The sequence below is a fragment of the Amycolatopsis sp. NPDC051716 genome (genome assembly GCF_040681595.1).
GTDB lineage: Bacteria > Actinomycetota > Actinomycetes > Mycobacteriales > Pseudonocardiaceae > Amycolatopsis.
Genome location: NZ_JBFAZA010000009.1, coordinates 37,737 through 56,977, shown reverse-complemented (window position 1 = coordinate 56,977; position 19,241 = coordinate 37,737). Strand labels below are relative to the sequence as shown.

The window sequence follows — 19,241 nt, the reverse complement described above, 5'->3', positions numbered from 1 at the left end:
ATGCCCCAGCTGCTCGTCACGGCCGTCGTCACGCTCGTGGCGGTGACCGTGACCTTCGGGATCGCGCGGGCGCGCCGGCGGTACGACACGATCGACACGTTCTGGGGGCTCGGGTTCGCGATCGTCGCGCTCGCCGCCTTCCCGTTCGGCGACGGCCCGCTGCCGCTGCGGCTCTTAGTGGTGCTCCTGACGGTCGTCTGGGGCGTGCGGCTCTCGGTGCACCTGCACCTGCGCAACCACAGACTGCCGGAGGACCCGCGGTACGCGCGGATGGGCCACGGGCCGCTGAAGATGTTCCTGCGCGTGTACCTGTTCCAGGCCGTCGTCCTGTACTTCGTGTCGCTGCCGGTGCAGTTCGCCGTGGACGGCACGGGCATCGGCGTCCTCGGCTGGCTCGGGGTCGCGGTGTGGCTGGTCGGGTTCGCGTTCGAGACGATCGGCGACGACCAGCTGCGCCGGTTCAAGGCCGACCCGGCGTCGAAGGGCAAGGTGCTCGACACGGGGTTGTGGCGCTACACGCGGCACCCGAACTACTTCGGCGACGCGTGCGTGTGGTGGGGCCTCTACCTGCTGGCCTGTTCGACGTGGCCGGGCGCGCTGACGATCCTCTCCCCCATCGCGATGACGTTCACCCTCGCCCGCGGAACGGGCAAACCCATGCTGGAGAAGGGAATGGCGCGCACGCGCCCGGCGTACGCGCACTACGTCGAGCGCACCAGCGGGTTCTTCCCGTTGCCGCCGAAGAAGGTCACTCCCCGGTGAGACCGTCGGTCAGCTCGCGCAGCACGTCGAGGTGGCCGACGTGCCGCGCGGTCTCTTCGATCATGTGCGTGAGGACCCAGCGGACGTTGAAGGTCTCGTCCTTGTGCGTCACCTGATCGTCCAGATCGTGCTTCGCGATGATCTCGCGGCTGCGGGCGCACTGCTTCTCGTAGTCGGCGAGGAGGGTTTCGAGCTTGGTGTCCGCCGGGACGCGGAACTCCGCGTCCGGGTCGTCCTTCAGGCGCTCCTCCCAGGTGTCCTCCTCGTCGTCGACGACCACGCCGAACCAGAACCACTCGTCGAGCGTGAGGTGGGCGACCAGCCCGGCGACGGTCGTCAGCTCGCTCGGCAGGTGCACCTGCCGGGCTTGGGCTTCGGTGAGGCCGCCGGCCTTCCAGGCGACGGTCGCGCGGTGGTAGTCGAGCAGGCCGGTAAGGATTTCCCGCTCGCCACCGGTGAGCGGGACTTCGGGGCGCTGGGGTCGTTCGGTCATGGCCGGGAGTCTGCCAGGCACCACCGACAGGTTTTCCGGAATACCTTGTGCACGATGTAATCGTGGGCTAGGTTTACGAACGTGCCGGACGAGTTCCTTCTTGACGAGCAAGCCTGCTTCGCGCTCTACGCCGCGTCGCGCGCGGTGACGGACGCGTACCGTCCCCTGCTCGGCGAGCTCGACCTCACCTACCCGCAGTACCTGGTGCTGCTGGTGCTGTGGGAGTCCGACGCCCGGCCGGTCAAGGAGATCGGCGAGGCGCTGCACCTGGACTACGGCACGCTTTCCCCGCTGCTGAAGCGGCTCGAGGCCAACGGGCTGGTGACGCGGGCGCGATTGCCCGCGGACGAACGCACGGTGGTGATCAGCCTGACCGAGCAGGGCCGGGCGGTGCGCACGCGCGCCGCCGGCGTCCCTTCGGCGATCGGCTGCGCACTGGGCCTCGGCGAGCGGGAGCGGCGGGAACTGATCACCACCCTGCGGCGGCTGACGGCGTCGGCAGCCGCGTATTCATCCGAGCACTGAGGAGGCTTTATGCCCAGCCGTGACGCCACCACCCACTGGGTCGGCGGACTGAACAGCGGGAAGGGCGAGGTCACGCTGGACTCGTCCAACGCGGGCACGTTCGCGGTCTCGTTCCCGACCCGGGCGGGCGACCCGGACGGCCAGACCAGCCCGGAGGAACTCATCGCGGCGGCGCATTCGTCCTGCCTGGCGATGAACCTGTCGGGCGTGCTGGAGTCCCAGAAACTGACGGCGGACTCGATCGACGTGAGCGCCGAGGTGACGCTCGGCCCGGCCCAGGGCGGCGGCTTCGAGATCAGCGGCATCGCGATCACCCTGCGCGCCTCGGTCCCGGGCGTGACGGCGGAGCAGTTCGCGGAGTACGCGGAGACGGCGGAAAAGACCTGCCCCGTGTCGAAGGCCCTGGCGGGCACCACGATCACCATGGACGCGGCACTCGCCTGAGATCGCTCCGGTGTCCGGCCCCTCGCTTCGTGGCGAGGGGCCGTTCGCTTGTCAGAACACAGATCCGCGGGCGCCGACGACACCTCAGCCGAACGCGGCCAGGGCGAGGGGTTCCCACTTGCGCCAGCCGTCCAGCCGTTCCTGGTACTCGGCTTCGACCGCCGCGAACGACTTGCCGAAGAACATCCGGTGCGGCGGGTCGTCGGTGTCCGCGAGTTCCAGCATCGGCGCCCGGGTCGCCCGCGGGTCGCCGAGGTCCCACTCGATCCGGCCCGCTTCGCGGACCGCCTCGTAGGCCGGGTCCGGCTCGCTCTGCCGGACGCTGCCGCCGCCGAAGTCCGTGCGGTACGGGCCCGGCTCCAGGCAGATCACGTCGATCCCGAACGTCGCGACCTCCTGCCGCAGGGACTCCGAAAGCCCTTCCACCGCCCACTTCGACGCGTGGTAGGCGCCGATACCCGGGAACGCGCGGATGCCACCCTCGCTGGTGACCTGGATGATCCGGCCCCGCCCTTGGCGGCGCATGATCGGCAGGGCCGCCTGCGTCAGCCAGAGCGTGCCGAAGAAGTTCGTCTCCAGCTCCGCCCGGACCTCCTCCTCGGTGAGTTCTTCGACCATCCCGAAGTGCCCGTAGCCGGCGTTGTTCACCAGCACGTCGAGCGAACCGAACCCGGCCGCCGCCCGCTCGACCGCGTCGACGGCGGCGGCGCGGTCGGTGACGTCCAGCTTCAGGGGCAGCACGGCGTCGCCGTACCGGTCGACCAGCGGACGCAGGCTTTCGACGTCCCGCGCGGTGGCCGCGACCCGGTCGCCGCGCTCGAGTGCGACTTCGGTCCACTCACGGCCGAAGCCCTTGGACGTCCCGGTGATGAACCAGTTCTTCGTCACGACTTGCCCTTCCGTTCACTTCTCTACCTCTCAAGCTAACAGTAGCACAGACTGCATTTTTATGATGGCTGGTAGAGTTGCCGCCATGATCGCGAGTGACGGCCGCCGGGAGCGGAAGAAGGCCGAGACCCGGACCCGCATCCGGGAAGCGGCCCTGGACCTCTTCGCGAGCCAGGGCTACCGCGAAACGACGATCGCGCAGATCGCCGCCCGGGCCGACGTCGCGACCCGCACGGTCACGCTGCACTTCCCGGCGAAGGACGACCTGCTGTTCGCCGACGACCCGTTCACCCCGGAGTCGCTCGAGGAGCGGTTGCGCGCCCGGAAGGCGGAGAGCACCCTCGACGCGGTCGGCGACTGGATGCGGGCGACCATGCGCGAACTCGACGTGCGCGACCACGGGTCCGGGCTGGACCCGGCGCACATCTGGCAGCGCCGGGCCCTGCGCGCCGGCCTGCTCATGGCCGACGACGACCTCCGCGGCCGCGCCCGGGCCGGCTACCGCGACCTCGAACTCCTCATCGCGGCGGGCATCGGCGAGGACATCGGCCTCCCGGCGGACGCCCTGCTCCCCCGGCTCGCCGCCGTCACCGTGGTCACCGGCCTCCGCGAGATCTACGTGACCCGCGAAGGCCAGTCGCGGTCGGCGACGAGCGAACTGTCCGATCTGGTCGGGGAAGTGCTCGCCTTCGCGCGGGCCGGGCTCTGCGACCGGTCAGCCACCCCGTGAACGGCGCTGCTCGAGCAGAATCGAGTGATCGCGGCTCACCGGGCGAGCCGGTGGCAGCGAACCTCGGCAAGCCGAAGAGGTAAACCGATCGGTTTTCAACCCGGGCGAACCGGGCTAACCTCGCGGGATGACCACCGAGGCGAAACCCACCTCCCGCGAGCGGCTGCTGGCCGCCGCGGCCACCCTCACCTACCGGGACGGGGTCGGCATCGGCGTCGAGGCGCTGTGCAAGGCCGCGGGCGTGTCGAAGCGGTCGCTCTACCAGCTGTTCGAAAGCAAGGACGAACTCCTCGCGGCGAGCCTGAAGGACGGCGCGGCCGCCTTCGTGGCCGGCCTGCTGCCCCCGGCGGACGACGGCCGCTCGCCCCGCGAGCGGATCATGCACGTCTTCGCGCAGCTGGAAGCGCAGGCCCGCACCCCCGATTTCCACGGCTGCCGGTACCTGGACGCGCAGATCGAGCTCAAGGACCAGCGCCACCCCGCCAGCCGGGTGGCGCGGCAGGTCAAGCGGAACCTGCTCGGCTTCTTCCGCCGGCAGGCCGAACAAGGCGGGGCCGCCGACCCGGAGCTGCTGGCCCGGCAGCTCCTCGTGGTCTTCGACGGCGCCAGCGCCCGGGCCGGCATCGGGGTCGACGACCTCAAGGGGCTCATCGTCCCGACCGTGACCACCCTGCTCGACGCCGCGGGCCTGCGCTGAGGTCCGTCACTCCGGCGGCGCCCAGCCGCCGGTGACTTCCTTGAGCGGCTTGTGCGGGAAGCGGCGCTGGGCGTACTCCTGCGCGCGGGAACCCGGCAGGACGTACAGCGTCTCCCGCTTGTCCTGCAGCGGGCGCAGCACGGTCTTCAGGTACTCCTTGCGGTTCTCCAGGTACGGGCCCAGGACGTCCTCACCCGCGGGGCAGACGGCCAGGCAGTAGCCCGATTTGTAGCCGGGCGGCGAACTCAGGCTCTGCCACATCGAGGCGCTTTCGGCAGCGGGGACGCGGGATCGGTAGTCGGCCGCGTCCGCGCTGTCGGCCACGGTCTGCGCCCAGTCGGTGAACCCGCTCATGAACTCGCGGTAGTTGTGCGTGGTGCAGGCCAGGCCGTCGAACGCCCCGTCCTTGCCGATGGCCCCGACCGGACAGGCCGTGACGCACAACTTGCAGTCGATGCAGGGGTTGTAGTCCAGCGCCGTCCCGTACTCGCTCACCTCCGCGTCCACCAGCACGGTGGCCAGCAGCACGAAGCTGCCGAACTTCGGGTGGATGACGTTGCGGTGCAGGCCCATCACGCCGAGTCCCGCCGCGACCGCGACCGTCTTGTGCGCCACCACCCAGATCCGGTCCGTGCCGAAGCGGTCCATCTCCTGGGGGAAGCCGACCGACGGGTTGATCGCGCGGTGGCCCGCGTCCTGCAGCGCTTGGACCACGCCGCGGGCAGCGCGGTTGGCCTGCTCGTCGGTCTGGTGGAACTCCTGGTTGGCCACGCTGCGGGCCGGCGAACGGCAGTTGTCGCGGTTCATCCGGAACGCCATCGCGATCAGGGTGCGGGTGCCGGGCAGCGCGCCCAGCACGTACTCGCGTTCCCCGGCCAGGTCGGGGTGGTCGAGGCCGACCGCGGCCACGTCGTCCGCGCCGGCGGCCAGGCACAGCTCCCGCAGCCAGTCCGCGTCGAGCACCGGCGGCGGCCCCGCGTCCTGCCCGGCCTTGCGCCGCGAAAGCACCGCCCGCACCGACGGGTGTGCGGCCAGCTTCGCCGGCAGCGCCGGTTCTCCTTCGCCGTCGTGCGTGACAGTCATCGGACCTCCCCGGGAGGGACGCCGCCGCGGCGCCCGGTAAACCGATCGGTTTTCCTCACCGTAGCACCACACCTTGCGACCGGAAACCGATCGGTTTACAGTCTTGGAAACCGATCGGTTTCCGATCGTTCCCGAGAGGAAGCCGGCGCGATGCCCGACGCGAACGCCCATCCCACGCTCCCCATCCCCGGCGCGACCAGCCGTGTCCTCCCCGCGCGCGGGGCCCACGAAGGAGCGTTGCGCTACCTCGAGGCGGGCACCGGCGCTCCCTTGGTCCTGCTGCACACCGTGCGCACCCAGGCCGAGCACTTCCGCGACCTGATCCCCCTCGTCGCGGACCGGTTCACCGTGTACGCCCTCGACCTGCCGGGGATGGGCTACTCCGAGATCGTGCCCGGCGCGTCCTACGAAGAACCGGCGCTGCGCGCGGGCGTGGCACGGCTCCTCGCCGAACTCGACCTCGACGACGTGACGCTGCTGGGCGAATCCATGGGCGCGGTGCTCGCCCTCACCACCGCGGCCGAGCTGCCGGACCGGGTCCGGCGCGTCATCGCGGTGAACGCCTACGACTTCCGCGGCGGCATCGCCCGGTCCGGCCTGCTCGCCCGCGCGGTGGTCACCGGCGTCCTCGCCCCGGGCGTGGGCCCGGTGATCGCCGGGGTGGAGCCCGAGGCCGCGCTCCGCCGGATCCTGCGGGGCGGCCTCGGCGACAAGAGCGCCCTGCGCGAGGACTACCTGGCCGAGCTGATCCGGGTCGGCCGCCGCCCGGGCTACCCCGCCGTCGCCCGCGGGATCTACCGGAACCTCCCCAGCCTCATCGCCGCCCGCTCGCGCTACGCGGCGGTCAAGGCGCCCATCCACCTCGTCTACGGCGAGAAGGACTGGTCACGGCCGTCGGATCGCCGGGCCAACGCCGACCTGCTGCCGGACGCCGCCTTCACGCAGGTGCCGGGCGCGGGCCACTTCATCGCCCTGGAACGGCCCGGCGTGCTGGCCGGTCTGGTCACCGCGACGGCGTGACGGGCCCGCCGTTCACCCCCCAGATGATCGAATCGGTTCGATCTTCACCGAGCCCGGTGAATCCCCTGCGGACCAGCTGAGATCTGCTTGCACATCCCCGGCGAGTGCTCTACGTTCGATTTTCGTCGATGCGGTTCGACGACATCGTGCCGGATCGCCGTCTCTGGGGGAGGGGCAGTCGAGAACGCCATGCGCAAGCGCGGTCACCACCGGCACGCCGGAACACGGCTCGAGGCCGGCCACCGGACGAACGTCCTGGCCCTGGTCGTCCCGCTGCGCGCCGGCGCCCACGACGTCGTCGTGCGGGAGTTCGTGGCCGCCGCGATCGCCGCGGCCGGCGCCCGTGACCACGCCCTGCTCCTGCTCACCGCCGAAGAGGGTCCCGCCGCGCTGCGCCGCGCGGTGTCCTCGTCCGTCGCCGACGGCGTCGTGGTGATGGACGTCGAAGCGGCCGATCCGCGCGTGCCCGTGCTGCTCGGGCTGGGCCGGCCGGCGGTGCTGATCGGCCTGCCGGACCGGCCGCGCGGGCTCGGCTGCCTCGACCTCGACTTCGCCGCGGCGGGCGCGCTGAGCCTGGGCCACCTCGCCGGTCTCGGGCACGAGCACGTCGCCCTGATCGGCTCACCGCCCGCGGCCTACCGGCGCGGCAGCAGCTCCGCGGCCCGGCTCGCGCTGGGTTTCACGGCGGAAGCGGCACGCCGGGGCATCCGCTCGACGACGCTGGCCTGGGGGACCACCCACTGGCGGACGCTGCGCGGCCTGGACGCGCTCTTCGCCCGGCACCCCGGCGTCACCGGTCTCGTGGTGCACAACGAAACGGCGTTGCCCGCGGTGCTGGCGGGGCTGCACCAGCGGGGGCTGCGGGTGCCCGAGGACGTCTCCCTCGTCGCGGTCTGCCCGGACAGCCTGACCGCGCACAGCCTGCTCGAGCTGACCTGCGTGGCGATCCCGGCGCGGGAGATCGGCGCGCTGGCCGTCGAAACGGTCATCGGGCAGCTCGACGACGGCACCGCGCCCGGAACCCGGCTGCTCGCGCCGAAGCTGGCCGCCCGCGCCAGTACCGCACCGCCGCGCCTGCCGTGACACAGCGCGTCGAATAACTTTCCCGACATTTTGCCACTGTCGGTATTGTGGTGATCAATTGTCGGCGGTTGGTTCACGGAAATGACGTATTGCCCGGCCCACCCGGGCCGGTGTTAACGTGTGCGCGGCGACCGCGCGGCTGTTTTTCCCGCTCGCATTTGCCGAGACGAAATCCGGGGGAAAACGATCTCAGCCGGAGGGCCCTGACATGTATCGAAGACAGCTGGCGCTGGCGGCCGTGGTGGTGGCGGGCTGGTCACTACCCGTTCCGGCGGTGGCGGAACCGGCCGCCACACCCGGTGCTTCCCGCGATTCGGGCCAATCCGTCACGCTGGTCACCGGTGACCGGGTGCGGGTACTGCCGAATTTGCGCGGGGAAAGCACGGTCACGGTCGAACCCGGCCCGGGCCGGGACCGGATCGGTTTCTTCCGGGAAACGCACACCCCCGCGAAGCCCGGCGACATCACCGTGGTGCCGTCGGACGCGCTGGCGCTGGTGGCCTCCGGCCGGCTCGATTCCCGGCTGTTCGACGTTTCCGAACTGCTGCGGCAGCACCTCGGCGACTCGGCGGGGAGTCTGCCCCTGATCGTCACCTCGTCCGCCGGCTCCCCCGCGGCCGCGCCGCCCGCCACCACCACCGTCCGGGAGCTGCCGAGCGTGCGCGGCACCGCCCTGCGCCAGGACCGGCGCCGGGGCACGGAGTTCTGGACCTGGCTCACCGCCGGGTCCGCGCTGCGGCCGGGGATCGGCCGGGTGTGGCTGGACGGCCTGGCCACCCCGGCGCTCGACGTCAGCGTGCCGCAGATCGGCGCCCCGGGCGCGTGGCAGGCGGGCTACACGGGCCGCGGCGTCACGGTCGGCGTGCTCGACACCGGCGTCCGGGCCGACCACCCCGATCTCGCCGGCAAAGTCGTGGAAGCGCAGGACTTCACCGGGACCCGGCCGGACGCGGGCGACGACCTCGGGCACGGCACGCACGTCGCCGGCATCATCGCCGGGACCGGCGCCGCCTCCGGCGGGCGCTACCGCGGGGTGGCCCCGGACGCCCGGCTGATCAGCGGCAAGGTCTGCGTCGCCTACGGCTGCCCGGAATCCGCGGTGATCGCCGGCATGGAGTGGATCGCGCCGAAGGTCCGCGTGGTCAACCTGAGCCTGGGCGGCGACACGACCGACGGCACCGATCCGGTGTCCCAGGCGGTGAACGCGCTGAGCACCCGGTACGGCACCCTGTTCGTCGCCGCGGCCGGCAACGACCGCACGCTCGACCTGCCCGAGCCGGGACCGGTCGTCGCGCCCGCCGCGGCGGATGCGGCGCTGGCCGTCGGCAGCGTGTCGGCGCAGGACACCACCAGCCCGTTCTCCAACCGGGGCGCGCGGCTCGGCGACTACGCGGTCAAGCCCGACATCGCGGCGCCGGGCGAAGGCATCGTCTCGGCCCGGGCCGCGGGCACGCGCGACGGCGACACCGCTCCGGTCGACGACAACTACACAAGGCTTTCCGGGACGTCGATGGCGGCACCGCACGTCGCCGGTTCGGCGGCCCTGCTGCTGCAGCGGCACCCGGACTGGCTCGCCGGCCGGCTCAAGACGACGTTGACGAGCACCGCCACACCCACCGCCGACGTCACCGAGCAGGGTGCCGGCCGGGTGGACGCCGGACGCGCGGTCACCCAGCAGGTCACCGCCACCACCGGCAGCCTCGGCTACGGCTTCGTCGCCTGGCCGCGCACGCAACCCGTCACGAAAACCGTGACCTACCACAACGATGGCGACACGGCCGTGTCCCTGGCCCTCACCACGACGGCGCCGCTGTTCACGCCTTCGGTGCCGTCCGTGGTCGTCCCCGCGCACGGCGATGCCGACGTCGGCGTCACCCTTCGAGCGGGCACGGCCACGGCCGGGCAGCACGGCGCCCGGCTGACCGCGTCGGCGCCCGGGATCACCGTGCAGACCGCGCTCGGCGCCTTCCTGGAGGCGGAAAGCTACGACGTGTCCGTGCGGCTGATCGGCCGGGACGAGCGGTTCACCGCGGGGGTCGCCACGCTCGTCGACACCGCGACGGGAGCCGCGTTCGGCGTCCGGCCGTTCCGCGCCGACGGCACGGCCGTGGTCCGGGTGCCCAAGGGGCGCTACGACCTCAACGCGTTCGACGTCTCCGGGGACCCGTCGGGCCAGACCCGGCCCGCCGCCGTGACCCTGCTGTCGCGGCCCGGACAGCCGGTGACCGGCAACGTATCCTTCACTTTGGACGCCCGGGCGGGCAAACCGCTGCGGGCGGCGGTCGATCGCCCCGACGCGCGGCTGCAGGGCGGCGAACTGGGCCTGGTGTCCGGAAATCCGGGCGGGACCCGCACGAACACGCTCGCCTGGATCGCCCAGCCGGGCACCGAGCTGTACGCGGTGGGTTCGGACCGCGAGGTCACCGACCACACCTACGCGCTGTACTTCCGGGCGACGCTGGCCGCCCGGCCCCCCGGGGTGGATCCGAACGGGTACGTCTACCAGCTGGCGCTGCTCGAGCGCGGCCGCGTGCCGGCCGATCCCGTGTTCCGGGTGCGCGACCGGGACCTCGCGGTGGTCGACGCCCGCTACCACACCCAGGGAAAACCGGCGGAGAGCCTGCGCCTCGACGACGTCACCTTCGGGTTCCCGGGCGCCGACAGCGGGACCTACCAGGTCGCGGCGCAGGCCCTGCCCAGCCGGCGCACCGAGTACTACACGACCGGGGTGAGCTGGCAGCACCTCCTGGCGGTGTACCCGGACCCGCTGACCGACGCGGAAAGCAACTACTCGTACCGGACCTACCGGCCCGGGCCGCAGCACTCCGGCTGGAACCGCGCCCCGGTCGGGCCCGCTTTCGGCGCACCACAGGACGGCTGGGGCGTGGTTCGCGCCGGAAACCAGCTGACGTACGCGATCCCGCTGGTCTCGGGCAGCGACCCGGAGCAGTACACCTCGCCGCCAGCAGGCCTCACCGGCACGGCGACCCTGTCGCGCGACGGCGTCGCGCTGGCCACCACGCCGAGCCCGGCCTTCGGGGCGTTGACCATTCCGGACGCGGCGGGGACCTACACCCTGCGGTCCGTGGCCACGCGCAGCGTGCCGTGGTCGGTGGTCGGTACCGCGGTGGACGTGGCATGGACGTTCCGGGAGCCGGGCGTGGCGGCACCGGCGAAACCGTTGCCGCTGCTGGTGGTCCGGGCCGAAGGCGCGGTCGACGACCAGAGCCGCGCCCCGGCCGGGAAGCCGTTCGTGCTCGCGCTGACCGCCCAGCGGCAGCCGGGCGCGGGCGAGTTCCGGCTGGCGGACCTGCGCGTCGAGACGTCCGTGGACGACGGTGCGAAGTGGACGTCCACGCCCACCGCACGCCTGGGCAACGGCGGGCTCGCCGTGGTGCACAACCCGCCGGGCGGAGGGTTCGTGTCGCTGCGGATCACCGCCCGGGACGCCGACGGCAACGCCGTCACCCAGACGGTGATCAGGGCGTACCAGACAACACCGTGACGGCGACGGCGGCGAGCGGGCCGGCGAAGGCGGCCCCGGTCAGGAGCTTGAGCTTCCGGCCGTGGGCCCGCCATTCGCCGTCCCAGCCGCTTTCGCCGTCGTAGCGCAGGTTCGCCGTCGTCATCAACGCCCGGCCGAGCCCGAACCCCGCGCCCGCGCACAACGCCGCGGGCAGCGAAGCCGTGAGGGCCACGGCGATCGCGGCGACGTACGGCAGGCCGCTGGGCAGGTAGGTGCGCGCCCCGGTGCCCATCTCGAAGCCGAACTGCAGCGGGCCGAGGTGGCGGCCGAGGCGGAACACCGTCTCCGGCACCAGCCGGCGGTTTTCGGGCAGCCGGAAGGACCACACCCCCGTTTCGCGCAGCAGCACCGCACCCAGCGCCGCCGCCACCACGGCCCAGCACAGGAGCGCCGGAAGCGGGGCGCGCAGCAGGGAACCCGCCACGGTCAGGACCAGCGCGCTCAGGGCGCCGCCGCAGACGAGCCCGGCGCAGAACGCCAGTGTCGGAGTGCCTCGCCAGACCGGCGAGCTCAGCACGAAGGCCGAGTTCCGGCTTCAACTGGAGCCGCTGGTGGCGAACCCGGCGGCCGCGCACAGGACGAGCCACGCGCCCGGCAGCAGCCGGCCCGGCGCGACCACCAGCGCGATCGTCACCGCGACCGCGGCCAGCGCGAGCCCGGCGGCGAGCGTCACCGGGTGCCACCGGCGCCGCGGAATCCCTTGGGTCACAGGGCGGCGCGGCAGATCGTCAGGTACGTCTGGCCGGTGTAGCCGCCACCCCAGAAGGTGGAGAAGCCGTCGGAGCAGCGGTAGACCTTCATGTCCGGCGTCGTCCACTTCCACGCGTTCTTGCCCACGAACTGGCCGCACGTGTTGGCCACCGGCTGGTGGTCGACCTGGATGCCGCCCTCGTTCCACGTGCCGTACTTGTGCCAGCCCGCTTCGCAGTAGGTGCTCCCCCGCCAGAACCCGCCGAAGCACGCGGCGTAGGTGTTGACGTAGGTGCCGCTCGTGTCGGTCAGTTCGGCGTAGCCGGTGGGGTAGGCGTCCCGGCAGTCGTTGCGGTCGAAGCCCGGCATGCCGTACGGGCTGAACTCGGCGTTCGCCTTCCGGACGCGGGACAGGCCGGACCAGTCGAGCGCGGTCGCGCCGATCGTCAAGGCCCCGAGCGTCACCGCGCGCAGGAACGTCCTGCGCGTGCCGCGGGCCGTCAGCTTCCGTCCCGCGCGGGTGGGTTCGGCAGCCGGGCCGGGGCGGTCAAAGTCGGGAATGTGCGCCAACTCCAGGGTCACCGGTCTCGCCTCCTTCCTTCGGGCCGGCCCAGCCGGCCAGTGCCGTGTCCACTTCGGCCGCGCGGACCGGGAGCAGCATCCGGCGGACGCGGCCGGTCCCGTCGAGCGACATCAGCACCGGTGGCGCGAGGTGGGAAACCGAACGCCACGCTTCGCCGTCGCTGATCACCGGCAGGCCGTGGGCCAGGTCCGCCCACGTCGTCAGGGGTTCGTGGGTCAGCAGGGTCGCGTCCGCGCCGAGCCCGGCCAGCCGCTCGACCACCGTCAGGCACAGCGGGCAGCCCGAATCGACCGCCGCCACGATCCGGCCGCCGTCCCCGGCGAACCGCGGGCCCAGCACCAGATCGGGCGGCGCGGCCACGAAGCCGTCCGTGGTCCGGGTGACCACCCCGCGCAGGAGGCGGACTTCGCGCAGGACGGCCGCCAACCCGAAGAACAGCAGGATGATCGCCGCCCAGGTGAGGAGCGTGACCGCGATCGAGGGGGTCACCGGCGGTCCCAGGCGATGTCGATCCCGTCGAGCCAGTCGAGCCGTTCGCGTTCGGTCTTCGCCGCCGTGGTCGCGAGGTGGACCTCGGCCAGGCCCGCCGGGCAGCCGAGGACGAACGAGCGCGCGGACTCCTTCGCGTACCCGGCCTTCCAGACCTCGCCGTAGCGCGTGCGCGCACCCGCGTGCCGCGGGATCAGCGCGGCGGCCTGGCGCGGCGTGGGGATCGACAGCGAACCGTGGTCCTTGACCACGACCACGAAGTGTTCGTTCATCGGGTCCAGCAGCGTCTCCGCGCGGGGGACGACGGTCATGCCGTCGACGTGGTCTTCGATCCGCAGCGAGCCGAACAGGGCGAGCACGCGGTCGCGGCGGGGCGCCGGGCCGGCGTACACCGTCATCAGCTCGTGGTAGGCGCCGAACAGGGTGGCCACGGACGACTGCCCGTCGCGGGCTTCGGCGACGGCCACCTCCCGGCCGTGCACGACCAGGCGCTCCCGGGTTTCGGCCGGGGCGACGTGCGTGCACGCGAAATCGTGGTAGCCGCGCGGCCCGATCTGGAACCCGGTGCCGTACGAGCCGCCGACGAACCGGACACCGGCCACCACATGGGAAACCGGGGCCCCCGCGGGCAGGCCCACGGTCACCCGATCGCCGCCCGGCGCCACCAATCGCAGCCGTTGTGTCGCCATGAGACCTCCGATTCCCGGAATCGCACCGGTGAGACTAGCCGACGGATTCCGCGGTGGCCACGATCGTTTTCCAACGGTTCTCGGATTGCTCCGAACGGGGACGGTACTTCTGTCCACAAATGCGGTGTCCGCGAATACAGTGGGTCCGTGCATCCCTTCTGGTCCGCGGCGATGACCGCGCTGACGGCGCTCGGGGCGATTCTGCTCGCGGTGGCCGGCGTGGCCCACGCGGCGCGGCCCCGGGAGCACCGGGCGGTGCTGCGCGCCCACCGCCTGCTGCCGCCCTTCGTGGCCGCGCCGGCCGCCGGTGCGGAGGTCCTCGTGGGCGCGGCAACCCTCGCTTCGCTGCTCACCGACCCGACGGCCGTAGTCCTGTCCGCCGTCGCCCAAACGGCCCTGTACTGCGCTTTCGCGGCGTACGCGGCGGTGCTGCGGACGCGCCGGGCGGGCGTGCCGTGCGGATGTTTCGGGACGGCGGCGGTGTCGTGGGCGGTGGTGACCCGGGCGGTCGCGCTCGCCGCGGGCAGCGCCGGGTGCGTGGTCCTCGGCGCGCCCGCGGCGGCCCCGGACCGGGGGGCGTGCGTGGCCGCCGGGGTGGTCCTGGCGATGGCGAACCACCTGATTCCGGCGTGGCGCGGAGCCGTCGACCGAAAATCCGGCCGCGCTTTCCGATGATTCTTTTACCGTTTCCGGGAGCCCGGGAAGAAATCGACGGCGGTTGGCCGGAAAATCACCGTCGACGATCCACGTCCCGGTTCACCACGCGCAGGACGAGCCACTGGTCGAACCACGCCCCGGCGGTGGTCACGACGAGCATCACCAGCCCGATGACCAGGTGCGTGTAGCTGTGCAGCGGCGCGGCTTCATCGGTCAGCTTCGCGAGGCCGAACTGGAGCAGCAGCCGCACCGTGAACAGCACGGCGACGAGCGCGAGCGCCTGCTTGCTCCGCCACACCGAACGCAGGTACCGCCGCCGGCGGGACAACAGGGTGAACCACAGCGTCAGGTGCACCGCCACGAGCACCAGCGGCAGCAGCGCGACCCAGCCGTACCGGTCGCTGAACTGCCGGCTCAGGTCGTTGCTCGCCACCAGCAGCCCGACGAGCACGAAGTACCAGCCCGGCAAGCCCTCGATCGGCCCCTCGACGGGCCGCGTCCCGATGAAGCCGGCCTCCCGCGTCGGAATTTGTTCGCTTCGATCGTCCATCGGCCCGAGTCTTCCGCGGAACCCCCGTGCCGCGATCGGCCGCCGGTACGAGATGCGCACCGCCGCCTCGTACCCGGGTAGGAGTTTCGCCCGGTGCAGGGGGCGCCCGGCCGCGCGGTGCGGCACCATCGGCGGATGACCTTCGCCGGCCACCCGCGGATCCCGTGGACCGGCCGCCGTGGCCCGCTCGTGGCCGAGGCGGCCGTCCTCGGAGCACTGGTCGTGCTCGACTCCGTCGTCGCGGCCCGGGCCGGTCCCGGCCAGGGTCAGCTCGCCGGCGTCGCCATCGAGTTCGCGCCCGGTGTCGGCCCGGTGGTGGCGCTGCTGGCCGTGCTGCGCCGCCGGTTCCCCGGCCACATCGCCGGCCTGGCCGCCGCCGTGTCCGGCTTGTCGCTGCTGGGCACGGCCGTCGCCGCCGCGCTCGCCACCACGGGCGCCCGGCTGCCGCCGCAGCCCGGTGCGGCCGAAGCCCTCGCGCTGGCGCTGATGGTCGGGGCGTGCTGCCACCGGCTGTCCCCGAGGGCGGCCACCGCGCAGGCGATCCTCGGTGGCTGCGCGGCGACCCTCGCCCCGATCCTGCGCTACGGCGCCGAAACGACGTCCGCGCTCTACGCCGCCGGTGCCGCGGTGGCCTGGGGCGGCGCGCTGGCCGGCGGCCTGGTCCTGCGCGACGCCGACGTCCGCCACCGCGTGGAGGTGCTCGAACTCCGCACCGCCGAGCGGCTGCGGCTGGCCCGGGAGCTGCACGACCTCGTCGCCCACCAGATCGGCGGCATCGTCGTACGCGTCCAGGCCGCGCACCGCGTCGCCGAGCGGACCGGCGGCGACACCGCGACGTTCGCCGAGCTCGAAACCGCGGGCGCCGCGGCCCTGTCGGCGATGCGCCGGCTGGTCGGAGCGCTGCGGACCGGCGACGAAGACCTCTTCGTGCCGCCCGCCGACCTCGCCACCGCCGTGGACCGCGCGGTCCCCGACGACGAGCGCATCCACCTGGACGTCGGCCCCGGCCTCGCCGGGCTCGAGGTCGCGCCGGAAGTCGTCACCACCGCGCACCGGCTGCTCACCGAGTCGCTCACCAACGTCCGCCGGCACGCGCCCGAAGCCGCCGAGGTCCGGGTGCTCGTCCGCCACGAGCCGCCCGGCGAGCTGCTGGTCGAGGTGGTCAACGACGGCGCCGGCCGGGCCGCCCGCCGCGGCGGCTACGGGCTGCTGGGGATGGCGGAGCGGGTAGCCGCGGTGGGCGGTACCGTGCAGGCGGGCCCGGCGGCGGGCCGGCGCTGGCGCGTCGTCGCGCGGCTGCCGCTCCGGCCGGGCTGAGCCGAGGGGAGACCGGGTGCCGACGCGAGTGCTGATCGCCGACGACCAGGCGCTGGTCCGCGCGGGGTTCCGGCTGATCCTCGACGGCGAACCGGACATCGAGGTCGTCGGCGAAGCCGCGGACGGCGACCAGGCGGTGCGCCTGGCCCGGCAGCTGCGCCCGGACGTGACGCTGATGGACATCCGGATGCCCGGCGTGGACGGGCTGCGGGCGACGGAACTGCTGGCCGGCCCGGACGTCCCCGAGCCACTGCACGTCGTGATGGTGACGACCTTCGGGCTGGACGAAAACGTGCACGCGGCGCTGCGGGCCGGCGCCTGCGGTTTCCTGCTCAAGGACGCCGGGCCGAACCTGCTCGTCGAGGCCGTGCACGCAGCCGCCCACGGCGAGGCGCTGGTCTCCCCCGCGATCACCACCCGGTTGCTGGCGCACTACGCGCGCCGCGGTCCCCGGCGCGTCACCCCGCCGGAAAACCCGCTCACCCCGCGCGAACTCGACGTCGTGAAGGCCGTGGCGCGCGGTGAGACGAACGACGAGATCTGCCGCTCACTCGTGGTGTCGATGCCCACGGTCAAGACCCACATCGGCGCGGCCAAGCGCAAGCTGGGCGTCCGCAACCGCACCGAAATCGCCATCTGGGCCTGGGAAAGCGGCCTGGTGCGCTGACCTCGGCACACGCACGACGACCGTGCGCGCCACGACGTCGCCGAACCGCTGGCGCCGCCGGGTCACCAGCATCACCACGATCCCGGCCAGCCCCCACGCGAAGCCGTCGACCACCATCAGCAGCTCACGGACGAAGAACGCGCCGAGCGACGGGTGCGTGCCCTCGAGCGTCACGATCCGCAGGCGCAGCCACCGCATCGCCGGCGTCTGGCCGCCGTGCCGGTAGGGCCACCAGGCGTGGACGAACCACAGGCCCACCAGGTCCAGCGCCAGCATCGTGTAGAGAACGACCTCCAGGAAAGGCAGCAGTCCCGGGCCGTGCGGGCGGAACAGCCAGGCCACCGCGATCGCGAGCAGCAGCATCGGCCCGAAGACGAGCAGCTCGTCCAGCAGGAACTGCACGAGGCGGCGCCCGACGACGCCCAGCCCCGGGCGGGAACCGGTCATGGTCCCATGATCTCCGCCACGGCCACCGGGCGCACGGTGGGTGCGTCTCATACCCGGGGCCGAGGCGGCCGCGGCGAGTTCGTCCTCCGGGCTGATCACCGGCGGACGCCACCGGGCCAGGCTCGGGCGCACCCCACCCGCCGACGGAAGGATCCCGGTGCGTCTCTCCCGGACAGGACTGGCGGCCGCGACGGCCGCCCTCTTCGCGGCCTCCGTGCCCGCCGCGGCGGCCGACCCGCTCGCCCCGTACACCACCCAGCAGCTGAGCTGGGGCGATTGCCCGTTCAAGCCGGCCGCGGACGAGAAGCCCGCGCAGTGCGCCCGGGTCACGGTCCCGCGCGACTGGGCCGACCCGGCCGCCGGGCCGGAGCTCGAGGTGTCGATCAGCCGGGTCGCCGCGACCGGCGAGCGGCACGGCGCCATCCTGCTCAACCCCGGCGGACCCGGCGGCCAGGGCACCCCGCTCGCGGGCGCGCTCGCCGGCCTGCAGCCGACGGTGAACGAGCTCTACGACTTCGTCGGCATGGACCCCCGCGGCACCGGCCACGCGGGCACCGACGACAACGGCTTCCAGTGCCAGGTGCCGGTCGGCCGCCTGCCGGCGGGACCACTCGACGCCCGCGACCGCTCCGCGGCGAGCATCGCGGCGCACCAGCAGGTCCCCCGGGCCATCGCCGAGGCCTGCCAGAGCGACGCGCTCGCGCCGTTCGTCACGACCTGGCAGACCGCGCACGACATGGACCTGATCCGCACCCTGCTCGGGGACGAGAAGCTCAACTACCTCGGCTACTCCTACGGAACGTGGCTCGGCGCCAAGTACGCGTCGCTGTTCCCGGAGCACACCGGCAAGACCGTGCTCGACTCCAGCGTCGACTTCGAAGGCCGGCTGCAGGCCGACTTCGAAGCGTTCCCCGTCATCGACCAGCGGCAGTTCGACGACGTCTACCTGCCGTGGCTCGCGCGGAACTTCTCCGCCCAGCTGGGCTCCACGGCCGCCGAAGTCAAGGCGAAGTGGGAGCGCGTGCGCGCGTACTACGGCACCCACGGCCTCGCCCCCGACACCTACGACGGCGTCTTCGTCGGCAACGGCAGCCGCGTCCGGTGGCTGCTCGGCGCGCTGATCTTCCTCCTGGGCGCGCAGGCGCTCGACGGAACGCCGCCCGCGGACCCGGCGGCCCTCTCCGGTGACCTCGACGCGGTGTCCCGCACGACGTTCGGCGTCCCGGCGGCCGAGCTGACCACCGACCGCGTAGTGGCGGCGGACCTCGCCCCGGACTACACGCAGCGGCCCGGCACCCGGTTCTCCGTGGCGTGCGGCGACCAGCCCACCCGCACGGCGGCCTGGTACAAGCGGCTCAGCGACCGGCAAGGCCCGCGGTACCCGCTGTTCGGCTGGGCGTACGGCCTCGGCGAAACGTGCGGCTTCTGGTCCGACAAGCCGCGCCACGAACTCCCGGACGTGCCCCCGGAAGCGGCGGCGAACATCCTGGTCGTGCAGGGCGAGTTCGACCCGCAGACCGGCTACGAGCAGGCGACCGCGGGAGCCCGCGCGGCCGGCGTGCCCCTGGTGTCGGTGGACGATTCGCCGTTCCACGGCCAGTACGCCTTGGCGGGCAACCCGTGCGTGGACGGTCTCGTGAACGTGTTCCTCGTCAAGAACTCCCGGCCGCGCACGACGACCTGCCCGGGCGTGCCCCTCCCGGGCGAGGACCAGGTGTACCCGGTCGCCGGCCCGGTGCGCGGCGCGGCGATGTCCGTCCAAGCCGGACAGTCCAGTGCCGCGGCGGCACTGCGCACGCGGGTACAGGACGAGATCAGCACGGTGAACCGGCAGCGGTGACCGGGCCGTGGTCGCGGTCGCTCCTCGAGTCCGGGGAGCGACCGGGCCCGGCCACGGACCG

The 19,241-nt window shown here is 73.0% G+C and carries 22 protein-coding genes; 12 read left to right on the top strand and 10 right to left on the bottom strand.

All coding sequences use genetic code 11. The features are described 5' to 3' along the window. Complete coding sequence (locus AB0M30_RS14375; protein ID WP_364584126.1) at positions 1–762, top strand: DUF1295 domain-containing protein; 762 nt, start codon at positions 1–3, stop codon at positions 760–762. Here AB0M30_RS14375 and AB0M30_RS14370 read toward each other — a convergent pair. Beyond that, complete coding sequence (locus tag AB0M30_RS14370) at positions 749–1,255, bottom strand: DinB family protein (protein WP_364584124.1); 507 nt, start codon at positions 1,253–1,255, stop codon at positions 749–751. The two genes, AB0M30_RS14375 and AB0M30_RS14370, sit on opposite strands and share 14 nt — an antisense overlap. Before the next feature lie 81 nt (positions 1,256–1,336). Here AB0M30_RS14370 and AB0M30_RS14365 point away from each other — a divergent pair, with 81 nt between their 5' ends. After that, entirely contained in the window at positions 1,337–1,780 is a 444-nt protein-coding gene (locus tag AB0M30_RS14365; protein WP_364584121.1) for a MarR family transcriptional regulator, read from the top strand. A gap of 9 nt (positions 1,781–1,789) precedes the next feature. After that, entirely contained in the window at positions 1,790–2,224 is a 435-nt protein-coding gene (locus AB0M30_RS14360) for an OsmC family peroxiredoxin (RefSeq protein ID WP_103341915.1), read from the top strand. An 84-nt stretch (positions 2,225–2,308) separates the two neighbouring features. Here AB0M30_RS14360 and AB0M30_RS14355 read toward each other — a convergent pair whose 3' ends face one another. Next, entirely contained in the window at positions 2,309–3,112 is an 804-nt protein-coding gene (locus AB0M30_RS14355) for an SDR family NAD(P)-dependent oxidoreductase (protein ID WP_364584118.1), read from the bottom strand. Between the two features lie 85 nt (positions 3,113–3,197). Here AB0M30_RS14355 and AB0M30_RS14350 point away from each other — a divergent pair, with 85 nt between their 5' ends. Together AB0M30_RS14350 and AB0M30_RS14345 are read left to right on the top strand one after the other, a co-directional pair. Then, positions 3,198–3,842, top strand: coding sequence for a helix-turn-helix domain-containing protein (locus AB0M30_RS14350; protein WP_364584115.1), 645 nt, complete (start codon positions 3,198–3,200; stop codon positions 3,840–3,842). Positions 3,843–3,969: 127 nt separating this feature from the next. Continuing rightward, positions 3,970–4,539, top strand: a complete 570-nt coding sequence (locus tag AB0M30_RS14345; RefSeq protein WP_364584113.1) for a TetR/AcrR family transcriptional regulator — start codon at positions 3,970–3,972, stop codon at positions 4,537–4,539. Positions 4,540–4,545: 6 nt separating this feature from the next. Here the strand turns inward: AB0M30_RS14345 and AB0M30_RS14340 are convergent, their stop codons facing one another. Next, the gene (locus AB0M30_RS14340; RefSeq protein WP_364584110.1) at positions 4,546–5,622 is read right to left on the bottom strand and encodes a 4Fe-4S binding protein; all 1,077 of its coding nucleotides are present in this window, start codon (positions 5,620–5,622) and stop codon (positions 4,546–4,548) included. Positions 5,623–5,772: 150 nt separating this feature from the next. Here AB0M30_RS14340 and AB0M30_RS14335 point away from each other — a divergent pair, with 150 nt between their 5' ends. The 3 genes from AB0M30_RS14335 (at position 5,773) to AB0M30_RS14325 (ending at position 11,230) form a co-directional block, all read left to right on the top strand. Further along, the gene (locus AB0M30_RS14335; protein ID WP_364584108.1) at positions 5,773–6,642 is read left to right on the top strand and encodes an alpha/beta fold hydrolase; all 870 of its coding nucleotides are present in this window, start codon (positions 5,773–5,775) and stop codon (positions 6,640–6,642) included. 189 nt (positions 6,643–6,831) lie between these two features. Next, positions 6,832–7,725, top strand: coding sequence for a LacI family DNA-binding transcriptional regulator (locus tag AB0M30_RS14330; protein WP_364584106.1), 894 nt, complete (start codon positions 6,832–6,834; stop codon positions 7,723–7,725). A gap of 208 nt (positions 7,726–7,933) precedes the next feature. Continuing rightward, complete coding sequence (locus AB0M30_RS14325) at positions 7,934–11,230, top strand: S8 family serine peptidase (protein ID WP_364584103.1); 3,297 nt, start codon at positions 7,934–7,936, stop codon at positions 11,228–11,230. Here the strand turns inward: AB0M30_RS14325 and AB0M30_RS14320 are convergent. Genes AB0M30_RS14320 through AB0M30_RS14300 form a run of 5 tightly spaced genes read right to left on the bottom strand, consistent with a single transcriptional unit; the run spans position 11,205 to position 13,702 of the window. Then, on the bottom strand, positions 11,205–11,768 hold the full coding sequence (locus AB0M30_RS14320) for a hypothetical protein (RefSeq protein WP_364584100.1): 564 nt from the start codon (positions 11,766–11,768) through the stop codon (positions 11,205–11,207). The genes AB0M30_RS14325 and AB0M30_RS14320 overlap by 26 nt on opposite strands. 18 nt (positions 11,769–11,786) lie before the next feature. Continuing rightward, a complete protein-coding gene (locus AB0M30_RS14315) occupies positions 11,787–11,924 on the bottom strand; it encodes a hypothetical protein (RefSeq protein ID WP_364584097.1) in 138 nt (45 codons plus the stop codon). Between the two features lie 32 nt (positions 11,925–11,956). Beyond that, positions 11,957–12,523, bottom strand: a complete 567-nt coding sequence (locus AB0M30_RS14310) for a hypothetical protein (protein ID WP_364584094.1) — start codon at positions 12,521–12,523, stop codon at positions 11,957–11,959. Further along, a complete protein-coding gene (locus AB0M30_RS14305) occupies positions 12,489–13,013 on the bottom strand; it encodes a hypothetical protein (RefSeq protein WP_103341923.1) in 525 nt (174 codons plus the stop codon). The genes AB0M30_RS14310 and AB0M30_RS14305 overlap by 35 nt, the downstream gene beginning before the upstream one ends. Continuing rightward, on the bottom strand, positions 13,010–13,702 hold the full coding sequence (locus AB0M30_RS14300) for a hypothetical protein (protein WP_364584093.1): 693 nt from the start codon (positions 13,700–13,702) through the stop codon (positions 13,010–13,012). Before AB0M30_RS14300 ends, AB0M30_RS14305 begins: the two co-directional genes overlap by 4 nt. Positions 13,703–13,849: 147 nt before the next feature. Here AB0M30_RS14300 and AB0M30_RS14295 point away from each other — a divergent pair, with 147 nt between their 5' ends. Continuing rightward, on the top strand, positions 13,850–14,377 hold the full coding sequence (locus AB0M30_RS14295; RefSeq protein ID WP_364584090.1) for a MauE/DoxX family redox-associated membrane protein: 528 nt from the start codon (positions 13,850–13,852) through the stop codon (positions 14,375–14,377). Between the two features lie 55 nt (positions 14,378–14,432). Here AB0M30_RS14295 and AB0M30_RS14290 read toward each other — a convergent pair whose 3' ends face one another. Beyond that, positions 14,433–14,909 carry a hypothetical protein gene (locus AB0M30_RS14290; RefSeq protein WP_364584088.1) on the bottom strand — a complete coding sequence of 159 codons (477 nt, stop codon included), beginning with the start codon at positions 14,907–14,909 and terminating at the stop codon, positions 14,433–14,435. Between the two features lie 135 nt (positions 14,910–15,044). Between AB0M30_RS14290 and AB0M30_RS14285 the strand changes: the two genes are divergently transcribed. Then, positions 15,045–16,226, top strand: coding sequence for a histidine kinase (locus AB0M30_RS14285; protein ID WP_364584086.1), 1,182 nt, complete (start codon positions 15,045–15,047; stop codon positions 16,224–16,226). Between the two features lie 16 nt (positions 16,227–16,242). Then, positions 16,243–16,893 carry a response regulator transcription factor gene (locus AB0M30_RS14280; RefSeq protein ID WP_199191611.1) on the top strand — a complete coding sequence of 217 codons (651 nt, stop codon included), beginning with the start codon at positions 16,243–16,245 and terminating at the stop codon, positions 16,891–16,893. On the opposite strand, the gene AB0M30_RS14275 is transcribed toward AB0M30_RS14280, so the two are convergent. Next, complete coding sequence (locus AB0M30_RS14275) at positions 16,774–17,340, bottom strand: RDD family protein (RefSeq protein WP_364584083.1); 567 nt, start codon at positions 17,338–17,340, stop codon at positions 16,774–16,776. The genes AB0M30_RS14280 and AB0M30_RS14275 overlap by 120 nt on opposite strands. Before the next feature lie 157 nt (positions 17,341–17,497). Here AB0M30_RS14275 and AB0M30_RS14270 point away from each other — a divergent pair, with 157 nt between their 5' ends. Then, positions 17,498–19,180, top strand: coding sequence for an alpha/beta fold hydrolase (locus AB0M30_RS14270; RefSeq protein ID WP_364584081.1), 1,683 nt, complete (start codon positions 17,498–17,500; stop codon positions 19,178–19,180). Positions 19,181–19,241: the final 61 nt, after the last annotated feature.

What these genes read in the sequence shown, in the direction of transcription:
- AB0M30_RS14375 (WP_364584126.1), top strand. Translation starts at nt 1, where the DNA reads ATGCCCCAGCTGCTCGTCACGGCCGTCGTCACGCTCGTGGCGGTGACC.
- AB0M30_RS14370 (WP_364584124.1), bottom strand. Translation starts at nt 1,255, where the DNA reads ATGACCGAACGACCCCAGCGCCCCGAAGTCCCGCTCACCGGTGGCGAG.
- AB0M30_RS14360 (WP_103341915.1), top strand. Translation starts at nt 1,790, where the DNA reads ATGCCCAGCCGTGACGCCACCACCCACTGGGTCGGCGGACTGAACAGC.
- AB0M30_RS14350 (WP_364584115.1), top strand. Translation starts at nt 3,198, where the DNA reads ATGATCGCGAGTGACGGCCGCCGGGAGCGGAAGAAGGCCGAGACCCGG.
- AB0M30_RS14345 (WP_364584113.1), top strand. Translation starts at nt 3,970, where the DNA reads ATGACCACCGAGGCGAAACCCACCTCCCGCGAGCGGCTGCTGGCCGCC.
- AB0M30_RS14340 (WP_364584110.1), bottom strand. Translation starts at nt 5,622, where the DNA reads ATGACTGTCACGCACGACGGCGAAGGAGAACCGGCGCTGCCGGCGAAG.
- AB0M30_RS14335 (WP_364584108.1), top strand. Translation starts at nt 5,773, where the DNA reads ATGCCCGACGCGAACGCCCATCCCACGCTCCCCATCCCCGGCGCGACC.
- AB0M30_RS14330 (WP_364584106.1), top strand. Translation starts at nt 6,832, where the DNA reads ATGCGCAAGCGCGGTCACCACCGGCACGCCGGAACACGGCTCGAGGCC.
- AB0M30_RS14325 (WP_364584103.1), top strand. Translation starts at nt 7,934, where the DNA reads ATGTATCGAAGACAGCTGGCGCTGGCGGCCGTGGTGGTGGCGGGCTGG.
- AB0M30_RS14300 (WP_364584093.1), bottom strand. Translation starts at nt 13,702, where the DNA reads ATGGCGACACAACGGCTGCGATTGGTGGCGCCGGGCGGCGATCGGGTG.
- AB0M30_RS14290 (WP_364584088.1), bottom strand. Translation starts at nt 14,909, where the DNA reads ATGGACGATCGAAGCGAACAAATTCCGACGCGGGAGGCCGGCTTCATC.
- AB0M30_RS14285 (WP_364584086.1), top strand. Translation starts at nt 15,045, where the DNA reads ATGACCTTCGCCGGCCACCCGCGGATCCCGTGGACCGGCCGCCGTGGC.
- AB0M30_RS14275 (WP_364584083.1), bottom strand. Translation starts at nt 17,340, where the DNA reads ATGACCGGTTCCCGCCCGGGGCTGGGCGTCGTCGGGCGCCGCCTCGTG.